Source organism: Agrococcus sp. ARC_14, from assembly GCF_022436485.1.
Classification (GTDB): Bacteria; Actinomycetota; Actinomycetes; order Actinomycetales; family Microbacteriaceae; genus Agrococcus.
Map to the genome: position 1 here is coordinate 487,309 of NZ_JAKUDO010000001.1, position 18,683 is coordinate 505,991.

The following is an 18,683-nucleotide window of genomic DNA, read 5'->3' on the forward strand; positions in this document are numbered from 1 at the left end:
TGGGCGGATCGATCCGGCATCCCTGCCCGCGCGGAATGTCACGATCGTGTGAAGTTCGGGCGGATGCGCGCCGTCGGCCTTGACCCGGATGCTCGGGCCGCGTAGATTCCGGGACATGCCGGAACGATCCGGCACGATCCGGAGATCGATGAGGCTCGACGGATCAGACCGAGACGCAGGAGGCATCCCCGTGCGCACCACCTCAAGGATCACCGTCGCGGCCGCTGCCATCGCGGCGCTCGCCCTCACCGCCTGCACCGGGCCAGGATCGCCCGGAGGCACCGGGCAGCCCGAGGACCCGGGTCTGCCGGAGGGCTTCGCGGCGGTCGCCGACGAGTCGGTCGAGAGCGCGGGGGGCCCGCTGCACGTGCAGGTCGACTACGACACCGCAGAGGCGCAGGGGCTCGACCCCGCGTTCGCCGAGATCGCGCGCTCGTGGTCGATCATGGGACTCGTGGTCGAGTCGCTCGTCTCCGTCGGCCCAGGCTTCGAGATCGAGCCGGAGCTGGCCGCCTCGTGGGAGCAGCCCGACGACACCACCTACGTCTTCGACCTGCAGCCCGACGCAGTCTTCTCGAACGGCCGTGCCGTGTCGGCCGCCGACGTCGTCGGCTCGCTCAACCGTCTCAGGGAGTCGGGCTCGGTGTGGTCCGGCCAGCTGGGCCCGATCGCCGAGATCGCCGACACCTCCTCCGGCGACGCGCAGCAGGTCACCATCACGCTCGAGAGCCCGTTCACCCCGCTGCTCGCGGCGCTCGCCAACACGCCAGCCGGCATCCTGCCGATGCAGGAGATCGAGGCGGGCGAGCTCGATCCGACCGCAGAGCTGCTGGGCTCCGGCGCCTTCATCGTCGCCGATCACCGGCAGGACGAGTCGTGGTCGTTCGAGGCCAATCCCGAGTGGTGGAACGCCGAGCAGCTGGGCATCGACTCGCTCGAGCTGACGATCGCCGGCGACGACCAGACGCGCCTCGCGGGGCTCCGCGACGGCTCGACGCAGCTGGCGAACTTCTCCAACCCCGACGCGCTCGCCCTGCTCGGCAGCGCCCAGGGCGTGACGGCCGTGAGCCAGACGCAGAGCGACTTCTTCTACGCGATGCTCAACTCCGTCAACCCCGACTCGCCCTTCGTCGACGAGGAGCTGCGCCAGACGGTGAACGCGGTGCTCGACCGCCAGGGGATCGTCGATCTCGCCCTCGCCGGCGCGGCGATGCCGACCGCGGTCACGCCCGCCAACCTGCCAGACGCGTGCACCGCCGACTCCGTGCCCTCCGCATCCGCGACGCCCGCGGCCGACGCGCTCGCGGGCCAGAGCATCTCGCTGCTGATCTACAACGACGACCCCTCGCTCACCGCGCTCGCGCAGGTCGTGCAGCAGCAGCTGCAGGGCGCAGGCGCTGAGGTCACGCTCGACAGCGTCGACTACGGCACCTACGCCGAGCGCGTCTACGTGGCGCAGCCGGGCGACTTCCAGATGGCGCTCGGCTGGTTCGCCGGCTACGGCGACCCCTCGATGGTGACGAACTGGTGGAACCCCGAGACCGCGTTCTTCAACGTGGGCTTCGTGCAGCCGCACGAGGATCTCTCTGCCGCCATCGCCGAGGCGCAGACGATGCCGGCGGGCGCCGAGCGCGCTGAGGCGCTGCAGACGGTCTGCGATCTCGCGGACACCTACTCCGAGATGGTGCCGCTCGCGACCCGCCCGCAGGTCGTCGGCATCCGCAGCGACCAGCTCTCGGCGTCGGTGCTCTCGGATGAGGGCTACGGCGACTTCCTGCGGCTGATCGCCGAGTTCAAGACGATCGAGGGCTGATGCTGACGCTGCGGTGGGTGGGCCGCCGGCTCCTGACGGGGCTGGTGACGCTCCTCGGCATCGCGCTGCTCGTCTTCTTCGCGGCGCGGCTGGTGCCGGGGCAGGCTGCCTCGGTGCTGCTGGGCCCGTTGGCGACCCAGGAGCAGCGCGATGCGCTCACCGCAGAGCTCGGCCTCGATCGCGACCTGTTCACGCAGTTCGGGATCTGGATGGGCCAGATCGTCACCGGCGACTTCGGCGACTCGATCATCTCGGGCCAGCCGGTGCTCGACGAGATCGCGCTGCGGCTGCCGGTCACGGCGACCGTGGCGCTGCTGGCGCTCGGCATCGCGCTGCTGGTCGGCGTGCCGCTCGGCATCCTGCAGGCCGTGCGGTCGCGCCGACGCGGCGGTGCCGTGGTCTCGCGCATGATCAGCGGGCTCGGCATCTCGGTGCCGGAGTTCGTGCTCGGCGCGCTCGTGGTGCTGCTGTTCTCGACGGTGCCGCTCGGCATCACGATCGGCGCGTTCACGGCCGTCACCGACGACGTGTGGCTCGGGCTCGTCTCGAGCCTGCTGCCGGCGCTCGTGCTGTCGGTCTTCTGCGCCGCGGCGACCGCGCGCACCACCCGCGACGCCGTGCTCGGCGTGCTGGTCGAGCCGTGGATACAGGCGGCGGTCGGCCGGGGTGAGCGGCCGTGGTCGATCGTGCGGCACCACGTGCTGCGCAACGCATCCATCCCCATCCTCACGCTCGCGGCGACCCTGCTCGCCTACCTGCTGGGCGGCGCGGTGATCGTGGAGGGGCTCTTCAACGTGCCGGGCGTCGGTTCCTACATGCTGCTGGCGATGGATCGCCGCGACTACGCCGTGATCCAGGCGGCCGTCATGCTCGCCGCGGTGGTCTTCGTGGTGATGAGCGTGCTCGTCGAGCTCGCCTCCAGCCTCGTCGACCCGCGCGTCTCGACGATCGGAGCGACGCGGTGACCGGCACCGCCGCCGCGCTCGCCGGCACGCCGGGCCGGCTTCGCAGCCTCCGCACGAGCGACCCCGTCATGACGATCGCGATCGTCATCCTCGGTCTGCTCGTGGCCGCGAGCCTCGCCGGGCGGCTCATCCCCGGCCTCAACGACGGCACCTCCACGGTCGGCGGCCGCTTCGAGGCGCCGAGCCTCGCGCATCCGCTCGGCACCGACAGCCTCGGCCGCAGCCTGCTCGCTCGACTGCTCGAGGGCATCGGCACGACCTTCCTGCTCTCGGCGGTCGCGGTGCTCTGCACCGCCGTCATCGCCACGGCGCTCGGCATCGTCGCCGCCTATGCCGGCGGCTGGGTGCGCGAGCTCGTGCAGCGGCTCGGCGACGTGCTCTACGCCTTCCCCGCCATCCTGCTGGCGCTGCTGGTCGCGGCCGCGATCGGCCCCGGCAGCACGGCGGCGCTCGCGAGCATCGTGCTCGTCACGGTGCCGCTCATGACCCGCATGGTGACCGCCGCGGCCGCCGACGTCGCTCGCCGCGACTTCGTCACGAGCGCCAGGATCTCGGGCGTCGCCGCGCCCGTCATCATGGTGCGGCACCTGCTCACCTGTGTGAGCGGCACCGTGGTGGTGCAGGGCACGTACGCGCTCTCGGTCGCGATCCTGGTCGAGGGCGGGCTCTCCTTCCTCGGCTACGGCGTGCAGCTGCCCGCCTCCTCGCTCGGGCTGCTCGTGAGCGAGGGCAACGTCTACCTGCTCACCGCACCCTGGATCCTCATCGCCGCGGGCAGCACGATGGTGCTCGCCATCCTTGCGGTGACCCTCGTCGGCGACGCCCTGCGCGACCGGCTCGAGCCCAGAGAGGCGGTGGATCTCACGTGAGCCTCATCGAGATCGACCGGCTGGTGGTCGAGTTCCGCACGCCGCGCGGGATCGTGCGCGCGCTCGACGGCGCGAGCCTGACCGCCGAGGCGGGCGAGCGCCTCGCCATCGTCGGCGAGTCCGGCAGCGGCAAGTCGACCGTGGGCGCCGCGATCGGCGCGCTGCTGCCCGCCAACGGCCGGTTCGGCGACGGCACCGTGCGCGTCGACGGCGTCGACGTCGGCGCCCTCGACCGGCCGGGACTGCGCAGGCTGCGCCGCGAGACGCTCGGCTTCATCCCGCAGGATCCGATCGCGACGCTCAACCCCACGATGCGCGTCGGCAGGCAGCTCGCGCTCGTCGTGCGCGATCTCGGCGGCGACACCTCCGGCGCGGCGCTCGCGCAGCTGCTCGAAGAGGTGCAGATCACCGATCCCGCCGACGTGCTGCGCCGCTTCCCGCACCAGCTCTCCGGCGGCATGGCGCAGCGCGTCGCGATCGCCATCGCGATGGTCCGCCGCCCGCGCATCCTCATCGCCGACGAGCCCACCGCGGCCCTCGACGCCAACGTGCGCCGCGAGGTGCTGAAGCTCGTCTTCGAGGCCGCGGAGCACAGCGGCGCCACCGTCGTCTGGCTCAGTCATGACCTGGATGCGGTGGCCAAGTGGTGCACGCGGGTCGCCGTGATGTATCGCGGCCAGATCGTCGAGGACGGACCGACGGCCGACGTGCTCGAGGACCCGACCCATCCGTACACCCGGTCGCTGCTCGCGGCGATGCCCTCGCGGCTGCAGCGCGGCGTCGAGGTGCGCACCTACACCGAGCTGCTCGCCGCGCAGCAGGTCGGCCGCGCGGCAGACGAGGAGTCGATCGCATGAGCCTGCTCGAGCTCGACGCCGTCACGGTGCGCTTCGGCCACGGCGCCCGCACCGTGCACGCCCTGCGCGAGGTGAGCCTCGCGGTCGAGGAGGGGCAGACGCTCGGCCTGGTCGGGGAGTCCGGCTCCGGCAAGTCGACCGCCGCCGCGGTCGCCCTGGGCCTGCGCGCGCCCGACGGCGGCGAGGTGCGCTTCGCCGGCGAGCCGCTGCGCCGTCGCCGCACCGCCGGCGAGATGCAGGCGGTGCTGCAGCACCCCATGTGGGCGCTGAACCCCCGCATGACGGTCGCGGCCTCCATCGCCGAGCCGCTCGCCGTGCGCACCCGGGATCGCACGGAGGTGCGCCGACGGGTCGCCGAGCTGCTCGAGCAGGTCTCGCTCGAGCCGGCCATCGCCGATCGCCGCCCGCACGAGCTCTCCGGCGGGCAGCGACAGCGCGTCGCCATCGCCCGCGCGCTCATCACGAGGCCGCGCTTCATCGTCTTCGACGAGGCGGTCAGCGCGCTCGACGTCTCGGTGCAGGCGCAGGTGCTGCAGCTCGTGCGACGGCTGCAGGCCGAGCACGGCTTCGGCGCCCTCTTCATCTCGCACGACCTCGCCGTCGTCCGCTACGTCGCCGACCGCATCTGCGTGATGCGGGCTGGCGAGGTGGTGGAGGACGCCCCGACCGACGCCTTCGTGGCCGGCCCCGCGCATCCGTACTCCCGATCCCTCTTGGAGGAGCTATGACCGCCTTCGCACCGCAGACGACCTGGGACGCCGAGCCGCGCCGCACGCCGCGCTCGAGCTTCGCCGGGCTGGCCGTCAACGCCGACGCGCCGCTGGAGCCCGTGCCGGGCACGGCCCGCGCGCAGGTCGCGTTCGACTTCCCGGGCGTCACGATCGGCACCGCCGAGTATGCCGAGGGGCCGACGGGCGTCACCGTCATCGAGGTCGCGGGCGGCGCCCGCACGGCGATCGACGACCGCGGCGGCGCCGTCGGCATCGTCGGGCGCTACCCCTTCAACCACGCGATCGCGCTCGCGGGCGGCTCGGTGCACGGGCTCGCCGCCGCGAGCGGCGTGACGGATGCGCTCATGGAGCGCGAGGGCCGCAAGACCGGCTTCGCCGATCTGCAGGTCGTCTCGGGCGCCTGCATCTACGACTTCGCGGTGCGCGACAACGCGATCACGCCCGACAACGCGCTCGGCCGCGCCGCGCTGGCGGCCGCGGTCACCGGCACCGCCCCCGTCGGCCGGGTCGGCGCCGGCGTGGGCGGCAGCTGCGGCAAGACGCGCCCCGACGCCACCGAGTGGGCGGGGCAGGGCGTCGCCTTCCGGCAGGTGGGCGAGCTCAAGGTGCTCGCGCTCGTGGTCGTCAACGCGGTCGGCGCCGTCTTCGACCGCGACGGCAGCGTGCTGCGCGGCAACCTGCAGACCGACGGCACCCGACGGCATCCGGTCATCGACGGCGACGAGGCCTTCGGCGCGGCCGGGGGTGCCGAGCAGCCGGGCCCGGCCAAGGGCAACACCACGCTCTCGGTCGTGGTCACGAACGCGAGGCTGGCAGAGATCGACCTGCAGCAGCTGGCGACGCAGATCCACTCGTCGATGCACCGCGGCATCCAGCCCTTCCACACCTCGCTCGACGGCGACACGCTCTTCCTGCTCACCACCGACGAGGTCGACCTGCCGGTCTACGACCCGCGCCAGGGGCTCGGCCCGAGCATCGCATCGTTCGGCGCGATCGCCTCCGAGACGATGTGGGACGCCATCATCGAGAGCGTGCGCTGAGGTGCACACCTATCCCAGCTATCACGCGCCGGACGGCCGGGCGATCGTCGACTTCGTCGCGCGCACGCCGTTCGCGCTGGCCGTGACCTCGCAGGCAGGCGCGCCGATCGCGACGCACGTGCCGGTGGTGATCCCGCCGGCGCTCGACACCGCATCCGTCGACACCCTCGTCGGCACCACGCTCTGGTCGCACATGGGGCACGCCAACCGCCACTGGCGGCTGATGGAGGAGCAGCCGGAGGTGCTGCTCATCCACACCTCCTCGCACGGCTACGTCTCGCCGACGCTCTACCGCAAGGACCCATCGGTGCCGACGGTCGACTACACCGCCGTGCACCTCACGGGCACCGTGCGCCTCATGGACACCGACGACGAGGCGCTCGGGGTGGTCGAGCAGACCGTCCGCCAGCTCGAGGCCACGCGCGACCCGCAGTGGCAGATGGCGACCTCGCGCGAGGTCTTCCGCGCGATCATCCGCGGCGTCACCGCCTTCGCGATCGACATCACCAGCGAGCAGGCCGTCTTCAAGCTCAGCCAGGACAAGCCCGCCGACATCCGCGCCCGCGTCCGCGACGAGTTCGCGGGGGAGTCGTCGGCCGCCGGTGCGATCGGCGGCTGCCCGCATGCCGACCTGGCAGAGATCATGGATGCACTGCCCGTCGATCACGTGCGGCGTGGCCACTACCCACCGCTGGAGGATGCATGAGAGTCACAGAGCTGCGACTGACGGATGCCTCGGCGCACGCCCGCGGCGTCGCCTACGGCGCCGCGCTCGGCGGCGAGGTGCGGCACACGATCGGCCTCTACCGCGAGGCCTACGAGCTGATGGGGGTGCCCGCCGACGTGATCGACGAGGTCGTCGCCGGCTCGCTCGATGCCGTGCGCGACTGGGCACCGACGCAGTGGGAGGAGCTCACCGGGCTCGCGGAGGGCACCGGCGTGCGCCTCGACGAGCTGATGCTGCTGACCGCCCGCACCGAGATCCTGGCCCACGCGCCCGTCGACGTGCTCGAGTGCTCGACGGTGGTGGCGCTGCACGAGGATCGTCGCCCGCAGACGATGCAGACCTGGGACTGGCACGGCGAGCTGGCACCCACCGGCGTGCTGCTCGAGCTGCACCTGCCGGGGGCCGATGGTGCCGGCCGGGTCGTGCGCACCTTCGCCGAGACCGGCATGGTCGGCAAGATCGGCGTGACCGCTGGCGCCGACGGCTCCGGCGGCCTGGGCGTGCACTTCAACATCCTCCATCACGCCTCCGACCGCACCGCGGTCGGTGTGCCCGTGCACGTCGTGATGCGGCGCATCCTCGACGAGGCAAGCAGCGTCGACGGAGCGATCGCGCTCGCCCGCTCGGCGACCGTCGGCGCCTCCACCGTGCTCACCGTCGTGCAGGGCGCGAGCGCGGGCGCCCCTGCGCGTGCCGCGAGCCTCGAGCTGGCACCGGCAGGCGTCGCCGTGGTCGAGGCGAAGGAGGGCTTCCTCGCCCACACGAACCACTTCCTCGACCCGCAGCTGGCCGAGGGCGAGGCCACGCTCGACTCCTCGACCACCGGCCCGCGCTTCGAGCACACGGTCGCGCAGCGTGCGTCGATCGAGGGCGCCACCGACGCGGTCTCCATGGCGGCGGCGATGTGCGGCGAAGCGGGGGCGGATGCGCCGGTGTGTGTGCGCGTGCGGCCGGCGGCCTCGCTCGCGGAGCGCTGGGAGACGCTGCTCACCGCGTCGCTCGACGTCGAGGCGGCCGCGATCGACTGGTTCGCCGGGCCGCCGAGCGGGCTCGACGCGAGCACCGTGCGCCGGTTCGGCTGAGGCGGCCGCTCATGGACCGGCTCGACTGATGCGGGTGCTCGAGATCGCCGGCGCGACGCCGCGCGATCGCGGCATCGATCGCGGCAGGCAGGTGGCCGCGGTCGTGCGCGAGCACTGGCCCGTGCACCTCGGGCTGTTCGCGCTCGCGGGCTGGAGCGAGCAGGAGGTGCGCGAGCATGCACTGGCCTCGCTCGACGCGCTCGGTGCTTGGTGGCCCGATGGCCGCGACGAGATCCTGGGCGTCGCGGAGGGCGCAGGCGTCGAGCCCTGGATCGCCGCCGCCCTCGGCGCGCGCACCGAGCTGCTGGTGGCGAAGGGCGGTCCCGACGCGCACGCCGCCCGCGAGTGCACGATCCTGGCGACCGTCGCGCCCGCCGCTGCCGCGCAGGTGTGGGACTGGCATCGCGAGCTCGCCGACGCCTGGCACGCGCAGCAGGTGCGCGGTGGGCCGCTGGCGTTCGCTGGCATCACCGAGCACGGCATCGGCGCCAAGGTCGGCATGAACGAGGCGGGCGTCGGCGTGCTGCTGGCGATCCTGTCGCACACCGACGACCGACCGGGCGGCGTGCCCGTGCACTCGGTGCTGCACCGGGTGCTTGCGGAGGCGGAGACGGCGGATGCGGCGGTCGCGATCGCGGCGTCGGCGCCGGTGACGTCGTCGAGCGTGCTGACGATCGTGGGGCCGACGGCCGCCGGCGGCCGCACGGTCGTCGCGATCGAGCTGAGCCCCGCGGGCAGCGAGCGGGTGTCGCCAGAGCCCGACCGCGCCGGGCAGCAGTGGCTCCCGCGCACGAACCACTTCCTCTCGGAGCGGCTGGCTGCGGGTTCGCGCACCTTCCGCGGCGACCCCGACTCCGACGACCGGCTGCGGCTGCTGCGGGAACGCATCGACGCCCGTGCGGGCCTCGATCCGGTGCGTGCCGCATCCGACCTCGTGCCGATGCTGCGCACCGCGCCCGGCGCCGAGCTCGGCGACATCTGCTGCGTCGCCCGCCCCGAGCAGCCCTTCGGACGCGCGTGGCAGACGCTCGCGACCGTCGCGATCGACGAGCGCGGCCTCACGATCACCGAGGGCTCGCCGCTGGAGCGCCCGCGCCCCGCGCTGCACGTGCCCCTGCCGCGCTGATCGAGTAGGCGGCGCAGCCGCCCCCTCCCGCTCGCTGATCGAGTAGGCGGCGCAGCCGCCGTATCGAGATCCGCCCCGGTCGTCGTCTCGATACGGCCCTGCGGGCCTGCTCGACTACCAAGGGGGCGCGCGCTCCTCGACCTACGGGGCCGGGCTCAGATCGCCGATCGCTTTGTCGGGGCGCAAGCCCCGCCAGACCGGGTGCCGCAGCGCACCCGACGCCGTCTGCTCCGTGTGCTCCACCTCGGCGACGGCCGCCCGCACCCAGTGCGCCGCATCCGCCACGTCTGCCGGCAGCTCGTCGACCGTCGGCGCCGTCTTCCGCGGGCGCAGCTCGTCGCGCAGCCGATCGCGCTGCGCATCCGTGAAGCCCGTGCCCACCCGACCCGCGTAGCGCATCCGGCCGCCCTCCCCGGGCAGCGCCAGCACGAGCGAGCCGACCGTGCCGGCCAACGCGCCCTTGCCCTCGAGCCAGCCGATCACCACGACCTCGCGCGTGAGCACGTGCTTGAGCTTCAACCAGTCGGTCGAGCGCGCGCCCGAGCGATAGCGACCGTCGATGCGCTTGGCCATCACCCCTTCCAGGCCGCGCTCGGCGGTCGCCTCGAGGATGTGCTCGAGCTCTCCGTGCAGCGGCTTCGACAGCTGCACGCGCGCGCTCTGCTGCACCAGCGTGGCCAGCTGCGCCTGCCGCTCGTCGAGCCGCAGGTCGACCAGTCGCCGGCCGTCGACCTCGAGCGCGTCGAACAGCATGAGCGTCGCAGGTGCCCGCTCCGCCGCCTTCGCCGCCGGTCGCCCGTCGAGCCCGCCGCGATCCTGCAGCGCCGCGAAGCTCGCCGTGCCGGCCGCGGAACCCGAGCGCCTCAGCACCACGATCTCGCCGTCGAGCACCGCCTCCTCCGCGTCGATCGCGGCCGGCACCGCCGCGACCAGCTCCGGGAACGCATCCGTGTACTCCTTGCCGTTCCTGCTGATGAGCCGCACCTCGTCGCCGCTCACCTGCACGATCGCCCGCCAGCCATCCCACTTCAGCTCGAACGACCACTCGTCGCGCTCGTCGATGTCGGATGCGCTGCCGGCCGTCGCGAGCATCGGCCGCAGCGTCGTCTTCGGCTCGGCCGGTGCCCGAGAGCCGCGGGCGCGCGCTCCGGCGGCCCGCCCGGCCGACGCGCTGCCCTCGACTGGCACCGCCGCGCGGGCGGCCGGCGGCGCATAGCCCTTCTTGCGGGCATCGCGCACCGGATCCTGCTCCTTCATCCGGTGCAGCAGCCACTGGCGCGCGTCGGCATCGGTGCGGATGAGCGCGAAGCGGTAGGGCTCGCCGCCCAGACCACCGTCGGGGCGGCCGCGCAGCGTGCCGATCACCTCGTCGTCACGGAACTTCTCGAGCTCGACCTCGCCGGCATCCCAGATGGCGATCTTCCCGGCGCCGTACTCGCCCTTCGGGATGGTGCCCTCGAAGCCGCCGTATTCCAGCGGGTGATCCTCGGTCTGCACCGCGAGCCGGTTGCCGTCGGAGGCGGCCGGCAGCCCCTTCGGCACCGCCCACGAGACGAGCACGCCGTCCTGCTCGAGCCGCAGGTCGTAGTGCAGCCGCCGCGCGTGGTGCTCGTGCACCACCCACGAGTTGCCTTCGCCCAGCGGCACAGGCCCCGGCCCGGGCACCGGCTCCGGCGTGCGATCGGCCCGCCGCAGCCCGCGATACTTCGCCAGCCGGTCGGCCGGCGGGTCGAGCGCCGCGATCAGGTCGCCGTCGCGCTCCAGCCGCTCGAGCACCTCGCCCATCTCGAGCTGCCGCAGCCCACCCGCCTCCACCTCGTCCCAGGTGCGCGGCGCGGCCACGGTCGGCCGCATCCGCCCCCGCAGCGAATACGGCGCGACGGTCGTCTTCGAGGCCGAGTTCTGGCTCCAGTCGATGAGCACCTTGCCCACCCGCTTCGCCTTCTTCATATCGCTGACCACCAGGTCTGGGTGCAGCTCCTCGAGCGAGCGCGCCAGCTGGTGCGCCACCTCGCTCGCCTGCTCGCTCGTCACCGTGCCGTCGAGCCGGGCATAGAGGTGGATGCCCTTCGAGCCGCTCGTGAGCGGCACCGGGTCGAGCCCGATGTCGACGAGCAGCTCGCGCACCCACACGGCCACGCGCGCGCAGTCGTCGAGGTCGGCGCCGTCGCCGGGGTCGAGGTCGAGCACCAGCCGGTCGGGGTTCCAGCGCTCGCCGTCGACCACCCGCCACTGCGGCACGTGCAGCTCGAGCGCGCCCAGCTGCACCATCCATGCCAGCACCGCCGGCTCGCTCACGACCGGGTACAGCTTCTTGCCGGTCGAGTGCTGCTGCTCGATCGTCGGGATCCACTCGGGCGCGCCCCGCTCGAGCCCCTTCTGGAAGAACAGCTCGCCCGGTGCCTCCTCCGTGCCGACGCCGTCCGGCCAGCGCTTGCGCGTGACAGGCCGCCCCACTGCGTGCGCCATGAGGGGTGCGGATGCGCGCAGCACGTACTCGAGCACCTCCTGCTTGGTCGTTCCGGTGGCCGGGTACAGCACCTTGTCGGGATGCGTGAAGCGCAGCGTGCGCCCACCGACGCGGATGCGCTCCCGATCGGCCACGTCAGGCGGACTTCGACTTCTTGGTGCGCTTCGCGGGCTTCTTGTCGGCCTTGTCTGCCGTGTCGGCCGCCTCGTCGCCGTCGCCCTTCGACGCGGCGTCGCCCGCCGCATCCGCACCCTTGCCCTGCTTCTTCGCCACCGAGCGCTGCAGCGCCTCGAGCAGGTCGATGACCTCCGCGCCCTCGTCCTCGGCCTTGCCGAAGGTGGCGGCGGTGTCGAGCGCCTCGCCCTGGTCGAGCTTGGCCTCGACGAGCGTGCGCAGCTGCTGCTGGTAGACGTCGACGTACTGCTCTGGCTCGAAGTCGGCCTCGAGCTCCGAGACGATCGAGCGCGCCAGCTTCATCTCGCGCTCGCCCACCGTGATGTCGGCGTCGAGGCTCTCGAACTCGGCGGCCCGCACCTCGTCAGCCCAGCGCAGCGTCTGCACCATCAGCACGCCGTCGCGCACCCGCAGCGATGCCAGCCGGGTGCGCTGCCGCAGCGAGAACTGCACCACGGCCGTGCGCTCGGTCTCCTCGAGCACCCGCAGCAGCAGCACGTAGGCCTTGGGGCTCTTGGAGTCGGGCTCGAGGTAGTAGCTGCGCTCGAACAGGATCGGATCGATCTGCTCGTTCGGCACGAACTCGAGCACCTCGATCTCGCGGCTCTTCTCCGCCGGCAGCGCGCTGAAGTCGTCCTTGGTGAGCACCACCGTCTGCTCGCCGTCGTCGTATGCCTTGTCGATGTGCGCATACTCGACCTTCTTGCCGCACACCTCGCACTTGCGCTCGTACCGGATGCGCCCGCCGTCGGCGTCGTGCACCTGATGCAGCTCGACGTCGTGCTCCTCCGTGGCGGCATAGAGCTTCACCGGCACGTTCACGAGCCCGAATGTGATCGAGCCCTTCCAGATCGCTCGCATGCGCCCACTGTTCCCCACGCGTGCGTCGCGCGCCACCCCCGTTCCGGGTGCGGCTTGCAGTTCGGCGAGAGGGTGGGGCGGATGCGGCCGGTCGCGGTGGCGGGACCGGGTGCGGTTGGGGGACAATCCGAGGGTGACCATCACTCGGCCGACTCGGCGCTCACCCCGCACCTTCGGCGTGGAGGAGGAGGTGATCCTGCTGGAGCCGGGCACGCTCGCTCCCGTCGACGTCGCCGAGGAGGTGATCGCCGAGATCGCCGATCTCGAGGCCTCGGTCGGCTGGGTCGGCCGCGAGTTCCTCAAGGCGCAGGTGGAGTTCTCCTCGCCCGTGCTCGCCGACGGCGACGCCGCCGAGCGGGTCGTGCGCGAGTTCCGGCGCGCGCTCGGCGCCGCAGCCGACCGGCGCGAGCTCATCGCGGCGAGCGTCGGCACGCCCTGCGGGAGCGGTGCCTCGTCGGTCGCGGCGGGGGAGCGGTACGAGCGCTTCGTCGACGAGCTCGGCGCGATCCACCCCGATCACCGCATCCAGGGGCTGCACGTGCACGTCTCGGTGGGCTCGAGCGACGAGGGCATCGTGGCGATGAACGCGCTGCGCCCGTGGCTCGCACCGCTCGTCGCGCTCACGGCGAACTCCCCGTGCTTCGCCGGCGCCGACACGGGCTTCGCCAGCTGGCGCACCATCGTGGGCCGCCGCTTCACGACCGCCTCCGTGCCGCCCGTCTTCGCCGACGCCCACGACTACCGCAGCCGCATCCGCGCCCTGGTCGGCATCGGCACGACGCTCGACACCGGCTCGCTCGCCTGGATGATGCGGCTCGCCGAGCGCTACCCGACGCTCGAGCTGCGGGTGTTCGACGCGCAGCTGTCTGCCGACGAGACGGTCGCGACGGCGCTGCTCACGCGGGCACTGGTGGAGGTTGCGGCGGCGGGGGAGCTGCCGCACGCAGTCGCCGCCGGGCATCCCGAGCACGTCGACGCGGCGGTCTGGCACGCGGCCAGGCACGGGCTCGACGGCAGTCTGGTCGACCCGGTCACGGCTGCGCTCGCCCCCGCGTGGGTCGTGATCGAGCGGATGCTCGACGCGGCCAGGCCGGCGCTGGCGGCGGCGGGAGATGAGGAGCGGGTGGATGCGCTCGTGGCGCGCGCTCGCTCGGAGGGCAACGGCGCGGCGCGGCAGCGAGCGGCGCTCGCGGACGGCAGGGCGACGCTCGGCCGCCTGCTGCGCGCGACGTTCGTCGCGTAGCCCCCGCCTCATCGAGGAGGCGCGCAGCGCGTGCCCGCTGATCGAGGAGCGGCCGGAGGCCGCGTCACGAGATCGAGGGCAGCGACCGGTCTCGTGACGCGAGCACCTACGGCGCGCGCTCCTCGACCTGCGGCGCGCGCTCCTCGACCAACGGCGGCGCGCCCCTCGGCCTACTGCTCCAGATGCCCCCGCAGGAACGCGACCGTCGTCTCCCACGCCGCCGCCGACGCATCCGCATCGAACCGCCGCTCGATCTGCGCGTTCTGGAACCCGTGCACCGCGCCCGCGTGGTGCCGGATCTCGACCTCGTCGAAGCCCTCGGCCGCGAGCCGCGAGCGGTAGTCCTCCGGCGCCTCTCGCCGGCTCCAGTCATCCGACTCCGCCACCTGGAACAGCACCGGCGTGCGCGGCCCGGCCTCGATGCCGGGCAGCGCGGCGCCGTAGTAGGCGACGACCGCGTCGAGCGCACCCTGCGCGGCGTAGCCGAGCGCGAGCGTCGATCCCATCGAGAACCCCACGACCGCCGCGCGCTCGCTGCCACCCGCGCGGGCCTCGCCGATCGTCTCGCTCAGGATGCGGAAGGCGCCGTCGAGATCCTCGGAGCGCTCGCGCAGCAGCGCGGCGGCCTCCTCGTCGTCGGTGCTCGTGCGCCCCGCGTGGAAGTCGGGCACCGCGACCCGGAAGCTCGCACCCGCGAGGCTCACCGCGAGCTCTTCGATCCACGGCAGCCGGCCGTTCCAGTCGTGCGCGAGCACGACCACCGGGTCGCCCTCGGTGCCGTGCCAGCGGGTCGCGGTGTCGTCGCTCGTCCTGATCGCCATGCTGCTCCTTCGCTCGTCGCGGCCACGCTAGTCGACGCCGATCTGCGCGGCACGGGCGCCGCGTCGTAGCGTTGCCCCATGAACAGCTCTGAGCGCGCCTCGCGCGCCGCGTCGAAGGCGTCGGATGCGGCCGGTCGCGCGACCGACAAGGCCCAGGGCGCCGCGGCGCAGGCCGAGCGCCACCCGGCGGCCGACTGGGTCGAGGGCGTCGGGCAGGCCGCCAACGGCGTCGTGCACATCCTCATCGGTGTGCTGGCGCTGGGCGTCGCGATGGGCGCAGGCGGCTCCGCCGACCAGTCGGGAGCCATGCGCGCGATCCAGCAGACGCCGCTCGGCGGCGTCGCGCTCTGGGCGGTGGGCATCGCGCTGATCGCGCTCGCCCTGCACGCGGCCGTCACCGCGATCGCGGCCTCGCGGCGCGACGCGAAGGATGCGCTGAAGGCGGCCGGTCGCGGCATCGCCTACGCGGTGGTCGGCTCGACGGCGCTCGTCTACGCGACGGGCGGCAGCTCCGATGGCGAGGAGGACACCGAGTCGTTCTCCGCCGAGCTGATGGCGAACCCGTGGGGGCTCTGGCTGCTGGGGCTGATCGGTGTCGTCGTCGCGGCCGTCGGCGTCTCCTTCGTCGTGAAGGGTGTGCGGCGCACGTTCCGCGAGGATGTCGCACCGCCCGCCCGCTTCCGCCGGCTCGTCGACGTGCTGGGCGTCAGCGGCTACGTCGCGAAGGGGCTCGCCGTGGTGATCGTGGGCGGCCTGTTCGTCGTCGCAGCGTTCACGGCCGATGCCGAGCAGGCGGGCGGCCTCGACGGTGCGCTGCAGTCGCTCACCACCGTGCCGGGCGGGGTCTTCGCGCTCGTCGCCATCGGTGTCGGCCTGCTGCTCTACGGCCTCTACTGCTTCGCGCGCGGAGCCTGGTCGCGCTGAGGCGCGCGTTCGCGCTGAGGCCGGGCCGCGCCTTCGCGCTGAGCCCGCGCCTCGCCTACGTGCGGCGGCCGCGCCGCGGGTGGGGCAGGATCGGGTTCCGCAGCCGCGCGAGCTGCTTGGCGAGCTCTGCGGGCGTCAGGTTCGCACGCTCCTTCGCGGGCAGGTCGCCGAGCGTCGACTCGGGGTTCTGCTCGACCTCTGGCTCCTCAGCGGGCATCGCGTCCTCCGTCGGTGCGGCATCCTCTGGCGACTCGGGCACGTGCGGATGCTGCTCCACGTGTCCGGCGCGCAGCCGAGCGTCGAGCGAGGTGAGGTCGGCGCTCGTCGACTGCAGGTCGCGTCCCATGGTGCGCAGCACCCGCACGACCGCCTCGTAGTCCTCGTCGCTCACCGAGTCCTCGACGCGCTTGGCGACCTCGTCGTTCCCGATCGAGCGGCGGGCGCGCTCGACGGCCGCCGCGGCCAGCTCGACCCAGTCTTCGAGCCGGCGATCACGCTTCCCGTCCATCACGCACCTCCCACGCATCCATCGTCCTCTGTTCTGCTGTGAAGTGCGCCACCGCATCCGCCTGTCGGCGCTTTCCTCTCGAGGGTCGCCCACGCTCTCCGCCGGGCGCCGCAGTCGGCAACCGCCGGGCGATACGCTCGGCGTCGTGCTGCTCAGCGATCGCGACATCCGTGCCCGGCTCGACTCCGGCTCCCTCGGCCTCGACCCGCTCGACCCCTCGATGCTGCAGCCCTCGAGCGTCGACGTGCGGCTCGATCGCGGCTTCCGGCTCTTCGACAACCACAAATACCCGTTCATCGACCCAGCCGAGGATCAGCCCGAGCTCACGCGGCTCATCGAGGTGGCACCCGATGAGCCATTCATCCTGCACCCCGGGGAGTTCGTGCTCGGCGCCACCTACGAGCGCATCACGCTGCCCGACGACGTCGCCGCGCGCCTCGAGGGCAAGTCGTCGCTCGGCCGCCTCGGGCTCCTCACGCACTCGACCGCCGGCTTCATCGACCCCGGATTCTCGGGCCACGTGACGCTCGAGCTCTCGAACGTCTCGACGCTGCCGATCAAGCTCTGGCCGGGCATGAAGATCGGGCAGGTCTGCTATTTCCAGCTCTCCTCGCCGTCCGAGAACCCCTACGGCCAGGGCCCGAACCTCAATCGCTACCAGGGGCAGCGCGGGCCGACGGCCTCGCGCTCCTTCCAGAGCTTCCACCGCACGGTGATCCCCGCCACCGAGCCGGTGCTCGATGGCGAGTCGACCTCCGAGGTGCCGGCCGTGCCGAGCGAGGTCGAGCAGGCCGAGCCGTGATCCGGCGCCCCTGATGGCGGGCCCGCTGCGCGTCGAGCACGATGCTGCGAGCGCGCGGTGGCTGCAGGACGCGCTCGCGGACGACGGCTCGGTCGCGACCCTCGTGCCGCCCGTCTTCGCGGCCTACGCGCGCATCCTGCATCCCGCGACGCTCGAGACGCCGTCGGGGAGGACGGATGCGTGGGGCACGCCCGAGTACACCCCGCGCGAGATCAGCTGGGCCGAATCCGCCGCACTGCTCGGCGATCGCGAGCACTCGGGCGACCGCTTCACCGCCTGGGAGGCCCGCTTCGGCGACACCGACGCCGACCTGCCCGACGGCCGCCGCATCCTGCCGCCGCACGGCCTCGACATCCCGGTTCCGCTGTTGGCGACGCTCGCCGAGGTGCTGCTCGACGAGCACGGCGACGCCGAGGTGCTGGCTGCCGTGTGGGAGGGAAGCGGGCTCGACCCGCGCGGTTCGAGCGTCTTCGCTGCCTTCCCCGAGCGCACGAGCTGGTGGGTGCGGCGGCGCGAGACGCGGCGGTTGCAGGCCGAGCACCGGGCCGAGCAGGTCGCCGCGGTCGACCCGGAGGTGCTGGCCGCCATGCGGGCGGAGCGGGTGCTCGGGCTCCCCCGCGAGGGGCAGGGCCGCGGCCACGTGCTGCTGCGCGGGCGGCTCCGCGCCTTCGCCGACCCCGTGTGGGTCGAGACGGCTGGACTCGGCTGGCGGCATGATCGACCCCTCGAATGCCGCACGCCCAACGCGACCTGGCCGACCGAGCCGCACGGCGCGCCAGCATGGTTCATCGCCACCGACCTCGACCTCGACATCACGCACGTCGGCGGCAGCGCCCATCTCATCGGCCGCCTGCTCGCGCATCCCGCGATCGAGGCCGAGCGCATCCGGCCCACCGACCCGATCGTCTAGCCGCAACGCAGAAGCGCGCCCCTGTTGGTGCAGGGACGCGCTCTGTGGTGGTGGTGGTGGTGGCTCAGCGCTCGGGGTGACCCGGTGCGGTGGTGCCGCGGTCGGTGGAGCCGTGCTCGGTGTTGTCTCGCTCGGTGTTGCCGTGCTCGGTGTTGCCGCGCTCAGTACGCAGCTCCATGCCGATGCGCCGCAGGGTGCGCATCGTGGTCATGTAGTCGGCGTGGCTGACGGTCGCCGCGATGCGGCGGTGCAGCTGCTCTGGCGTGAGGCCCGACCGACGGATGCGTCGGGCCGACTTCATGATGCTGCGCCCGAGGGTGGGGCGTCGGTGGGCGCCGCCGTGCGGCTGCTCGCCGGGCTGCCCGTCGCCGCGACCGTGAGCCTGGTGAGCCTGGTGGCCCTGGTGGCTCCGCCCCTCGTGGACCCAGTGGCTCCGGCCCTCGTAGCCCTGGTGGCACGGGTGCCCCTGGTCGCTCCGGCCCTCGTGCGCCTGGTGCTGCTCGCAGCGGGGGCCGTGGTCAGCGTGGTCGTGGCCGAAGCCAGCCTCGCGGTGGAGGCCCGGGCCGAAGCCCTGGCCGCGGTGACCGGGGCCGAAGCCCCTGCCGCCGCCGCGGTGGAAGCGGCCGTGGCCGCGCGGGTGGCGGTCCTGCTCGGGCTGCTCGCCCTCGCGGCTCTCGGGGTGGTCGATGTTCTCGTCGAAGTGGTTGGGGTATCGCATCGCGATGGTCCTTTCGTCTGTGGGGCAGCTGGTCCGCTGCCT

The 18,683-nt window shown here is 73.1% G+C and carries 18 protein-coding genes; 13 read left to right on the forward strand and 5 right to left on the reverse strand.

Translation table 11 applies throughout. The annotated features are described in order from the left end of the window. The first annotated feature begins 190 nt into the window (after nt 1–190). From MKD51_RS02465 to MKD51_RS02505, 9 genes are read left to right on the forward strand one after another with little or no spacing between them, the layout of a single operon-like run. Entirely contained in the window at nt 191–1,813 is a 1,623-nt protein-coding gene (locus MKD51_RS02465) for an ABC transporter substrate-binding protein (RefSeq protein ID WP_240237730.1), read from the forward strand. Continuing rightward, complete coding sequence (locus tag MKD51_RS02470) at nt 1,813–2,778, forward strand: ABC transporter permease (protein WP_240237732.1); 966 nt, start codon at nt 1,813–1,815, stop codon at nt 2,776–2,778. The genes MKD51_RS02465 and MKD51_RS02470 overlap by 1 nt, the downstream gene beginning before the upstream one ends. Then, nucleotides 2,775–3,647 carry an ABC transporter permease gene (locus MKD51_RS02475; protein WP_240237734.1) on the forward strand — a complete coding sequence of 291 codons (873 nt, stop codon included), beginning with the start codon at nt 2,775–2,777 and terminating at the stop codon, nt 3,645–3,647. The genes MKD51_RS02470 and MKD51_RS02475 overlap by 4 nt, the downstream gene beginning before the upstream one ends. Further along, on the forward strand, nt 3,644–4,504 hold the full coding sequence (locus MKD51_RS02480; protein ID WP_240237736.1) for an ABC transporter ATP-binding protein: 861 nt from the start codon (nt 3,644–3,646) through the stop codon (nt 4,502–4,504). The genes MKD51_RS02475 and MKD51_RS02480 overlap by 4 nt, the downstream gene beginning before the upstream one ends. Further along, nucleotides 4,501–5,232 (forward strand): ABC transporter ATP-binding protein, encoded by a 732-nt coding sequence (locus MKD51_RS02485; RefSeq protein WP_240237738.1) that lies wholly within the window; start codon nt 4,501–4,503, stop codon nt 5,230–5,232. Before MKD51_RS02480 ends, MKD51_RS02485 begins: the two co-directional genes overlap by 4 nt. Further along, nucleotides 5,229–6,275: a P1 family peptidase gene (locus MKD51_RS02490; RefSeq protein ID WP_240237740.1), complete on the forward strand. Its 1,047-nt coding sequence runs from the start codon at nt 5,229–5,231 to the stop codon at nt 6,273–6,275. The genes MKD51_RS02485 and MKD51_RS02490 overlap by 4 nt, the downstream gene beginning before the upstream one ends. A gap of 1 nt (nt 6,276) precedes the next feature. Next, nucleotides 6,277–6,981 carry an FMN-binding negative transcriptional regulator gene (locus MKD51_RS02495; protein ID WP_240237742.1) on the forward strand — a complete coding sequence of 235 codons (705 nt, stop codon included), beginning with the start codon at nt 6,277–6,279 and terminating at the stop codon, nt 6,979–6,981. Beyond that, nucleotides 6,978–8,084, forward strand: a complete 1,107-nt coding sequence (locus tag MKD51_RS02500) for a C45 family peptidase (RefSeq protein WP_240237744.1) — start codon at nt 6,978–6,980, stop codon at nt 8,082–8,084. Before MKD51_RS02495 ends, MKD51_RS02500 begins: the two co-directional genes overlap by 4 nt. A 34-nt stretch (nt 8,085–8,118) precedes the next feature. Beyond that, entirely contained in the window at nt 8,119–9,210 is a 1,092-nt protein-coding gene (locus MKD51_RS02505) for a C45 family peptidase (protein ID WP_240237746.1), read from the forward strand. A gap of 141 nt (nt 9,211–9,351) precedes the next feature. On the opposite strand, the gene MKD51_RS02510 is transcribed toward MKD51_RS02505, so the two are convergent. Together MKD51_RS02510 and MKD51_RS02515 are read right to left on the reverse strand one after the other, a co-directional pair. After that, a complete protein-coding gene (locus MKD51_RS02510; protein WP_240237748.1) occupies nt 9,352–11,814 on the reverse strand; it encodes an ATP-dependent DNA ligase in 2,463 nt (820 codons plus the stop codon). Nucleotide 11,815: 1 nt separating this feature from the next. Next, a complete protein-coding gene (locus tag MKD51_RS02515; RefSeq protein ID WP_240237758.1) occupies nt 11,816–12,715 on the reverse strand; it encodes a Ku protein in 900 nt (299 codons plus the stop codon). A gap of 133 nt (nt 12,716–12,848) precedes the next feature. Between MKD51_RS02515 and MKD51_RS02520 the strand changes: the two genes are divergently transcribed. After that, a complete protein-coding gene (locus tag MKD51_RS02520; protein ID WP_240237769.1) occupies nt 12,849–13,958 on the forward strand; it encodes a YbdK family carboxylate-amine ligase in 1,110 nt (369 codons plus the stop codon). A 170-nt stretch (nt 13,959–14,128) separates the two neighbouring features. On the opposite strand, the gene MKD51_RS02525 is transcribed toward MKD51_RS02520, so the two are convergent. Next, on the reverse strand, nt 14,129–14,779 hold the full coding sequence (locus MKD51_RS02525) for a dienelactone hydrolase family protein (protein ID WP_240237777.1): 651 nt from the start codon (nt 14,777–14,779) through the stop codon (nt 14,129–14,131). 78 nt (nt 14,780–14,857) lie between these two features. Here MKD51_RS02525 and MKD51_RS02530 point away from each other — a divergent pair, with 78 nt between their 5' ends. Continuing rightward, a complete protein-coding gene (locus tag MKD51_RS02530) occupies nt 14,858–15,703 on the forward strand; it encodes a DUF1206 domain-containing protein (RefSeq protein WP_240237780.1) in 846 nt (281 codons plus the stop codon). A gap of 55 nt (nt 15,704–15,758) precedes the next feature. On the opposite strand, the gene MKD51_RS02535 is transcribed toward MKD51_RS02530, so the two are convergent. Next, complete coding sequence (locus MKD51_RS02535; RefSeq protein ID WP_240237782.1) at nt 15,759–16,211, reverse strand: hypothetical protein; 453 nt, start codon at nt 16,209–16,211, stop codon at nt 15,759–15,761. A gap of 145 nt (nt 16,212–16,356) precedes the next feature. On the opposite strand from MKD51_RS02535, the gene dcd reads away from it, so the two are divergent. Then, nucleotides 16,357–17,013 (forward strand): dCTP deaminase, encoded by a 657-nt coding sequence (gene dcd, locus MKD51_RS02540; protein ID WP_240237787.1) that lies wholly within the window; start codon nt 16,357–16,359, stop codon nt 17,011–17,013. A 13-nt stretch (nt 17,014–17,026) separates the two neighbouring features. Further along, entirely contained in the window at nt 17,027–17,923 is an 897-nt protein-coding gene (locus MKD51_RS02545; RefSeq protein WP_240237792.1) for a hypothetical protein, read from the forward strand. A 64-nt stretch (nt 17,924–17,987) separates the two neighbouring features. Here the strand turns inward: MKD51_RS02545 and MKD51_RS02550 are convergent, their stop codons facing one another. Beyond that, entirely contained in the window at nt 17,988–18,641 is a 654-nt protein-coding gene (locus MKD51_RS02550) for a hypothetical protein (protein ID WP_240237794.1), read from the reverse strand. Between the last annotated feature and the right edge of the window lie 42 nt (nt 18,642–18,683).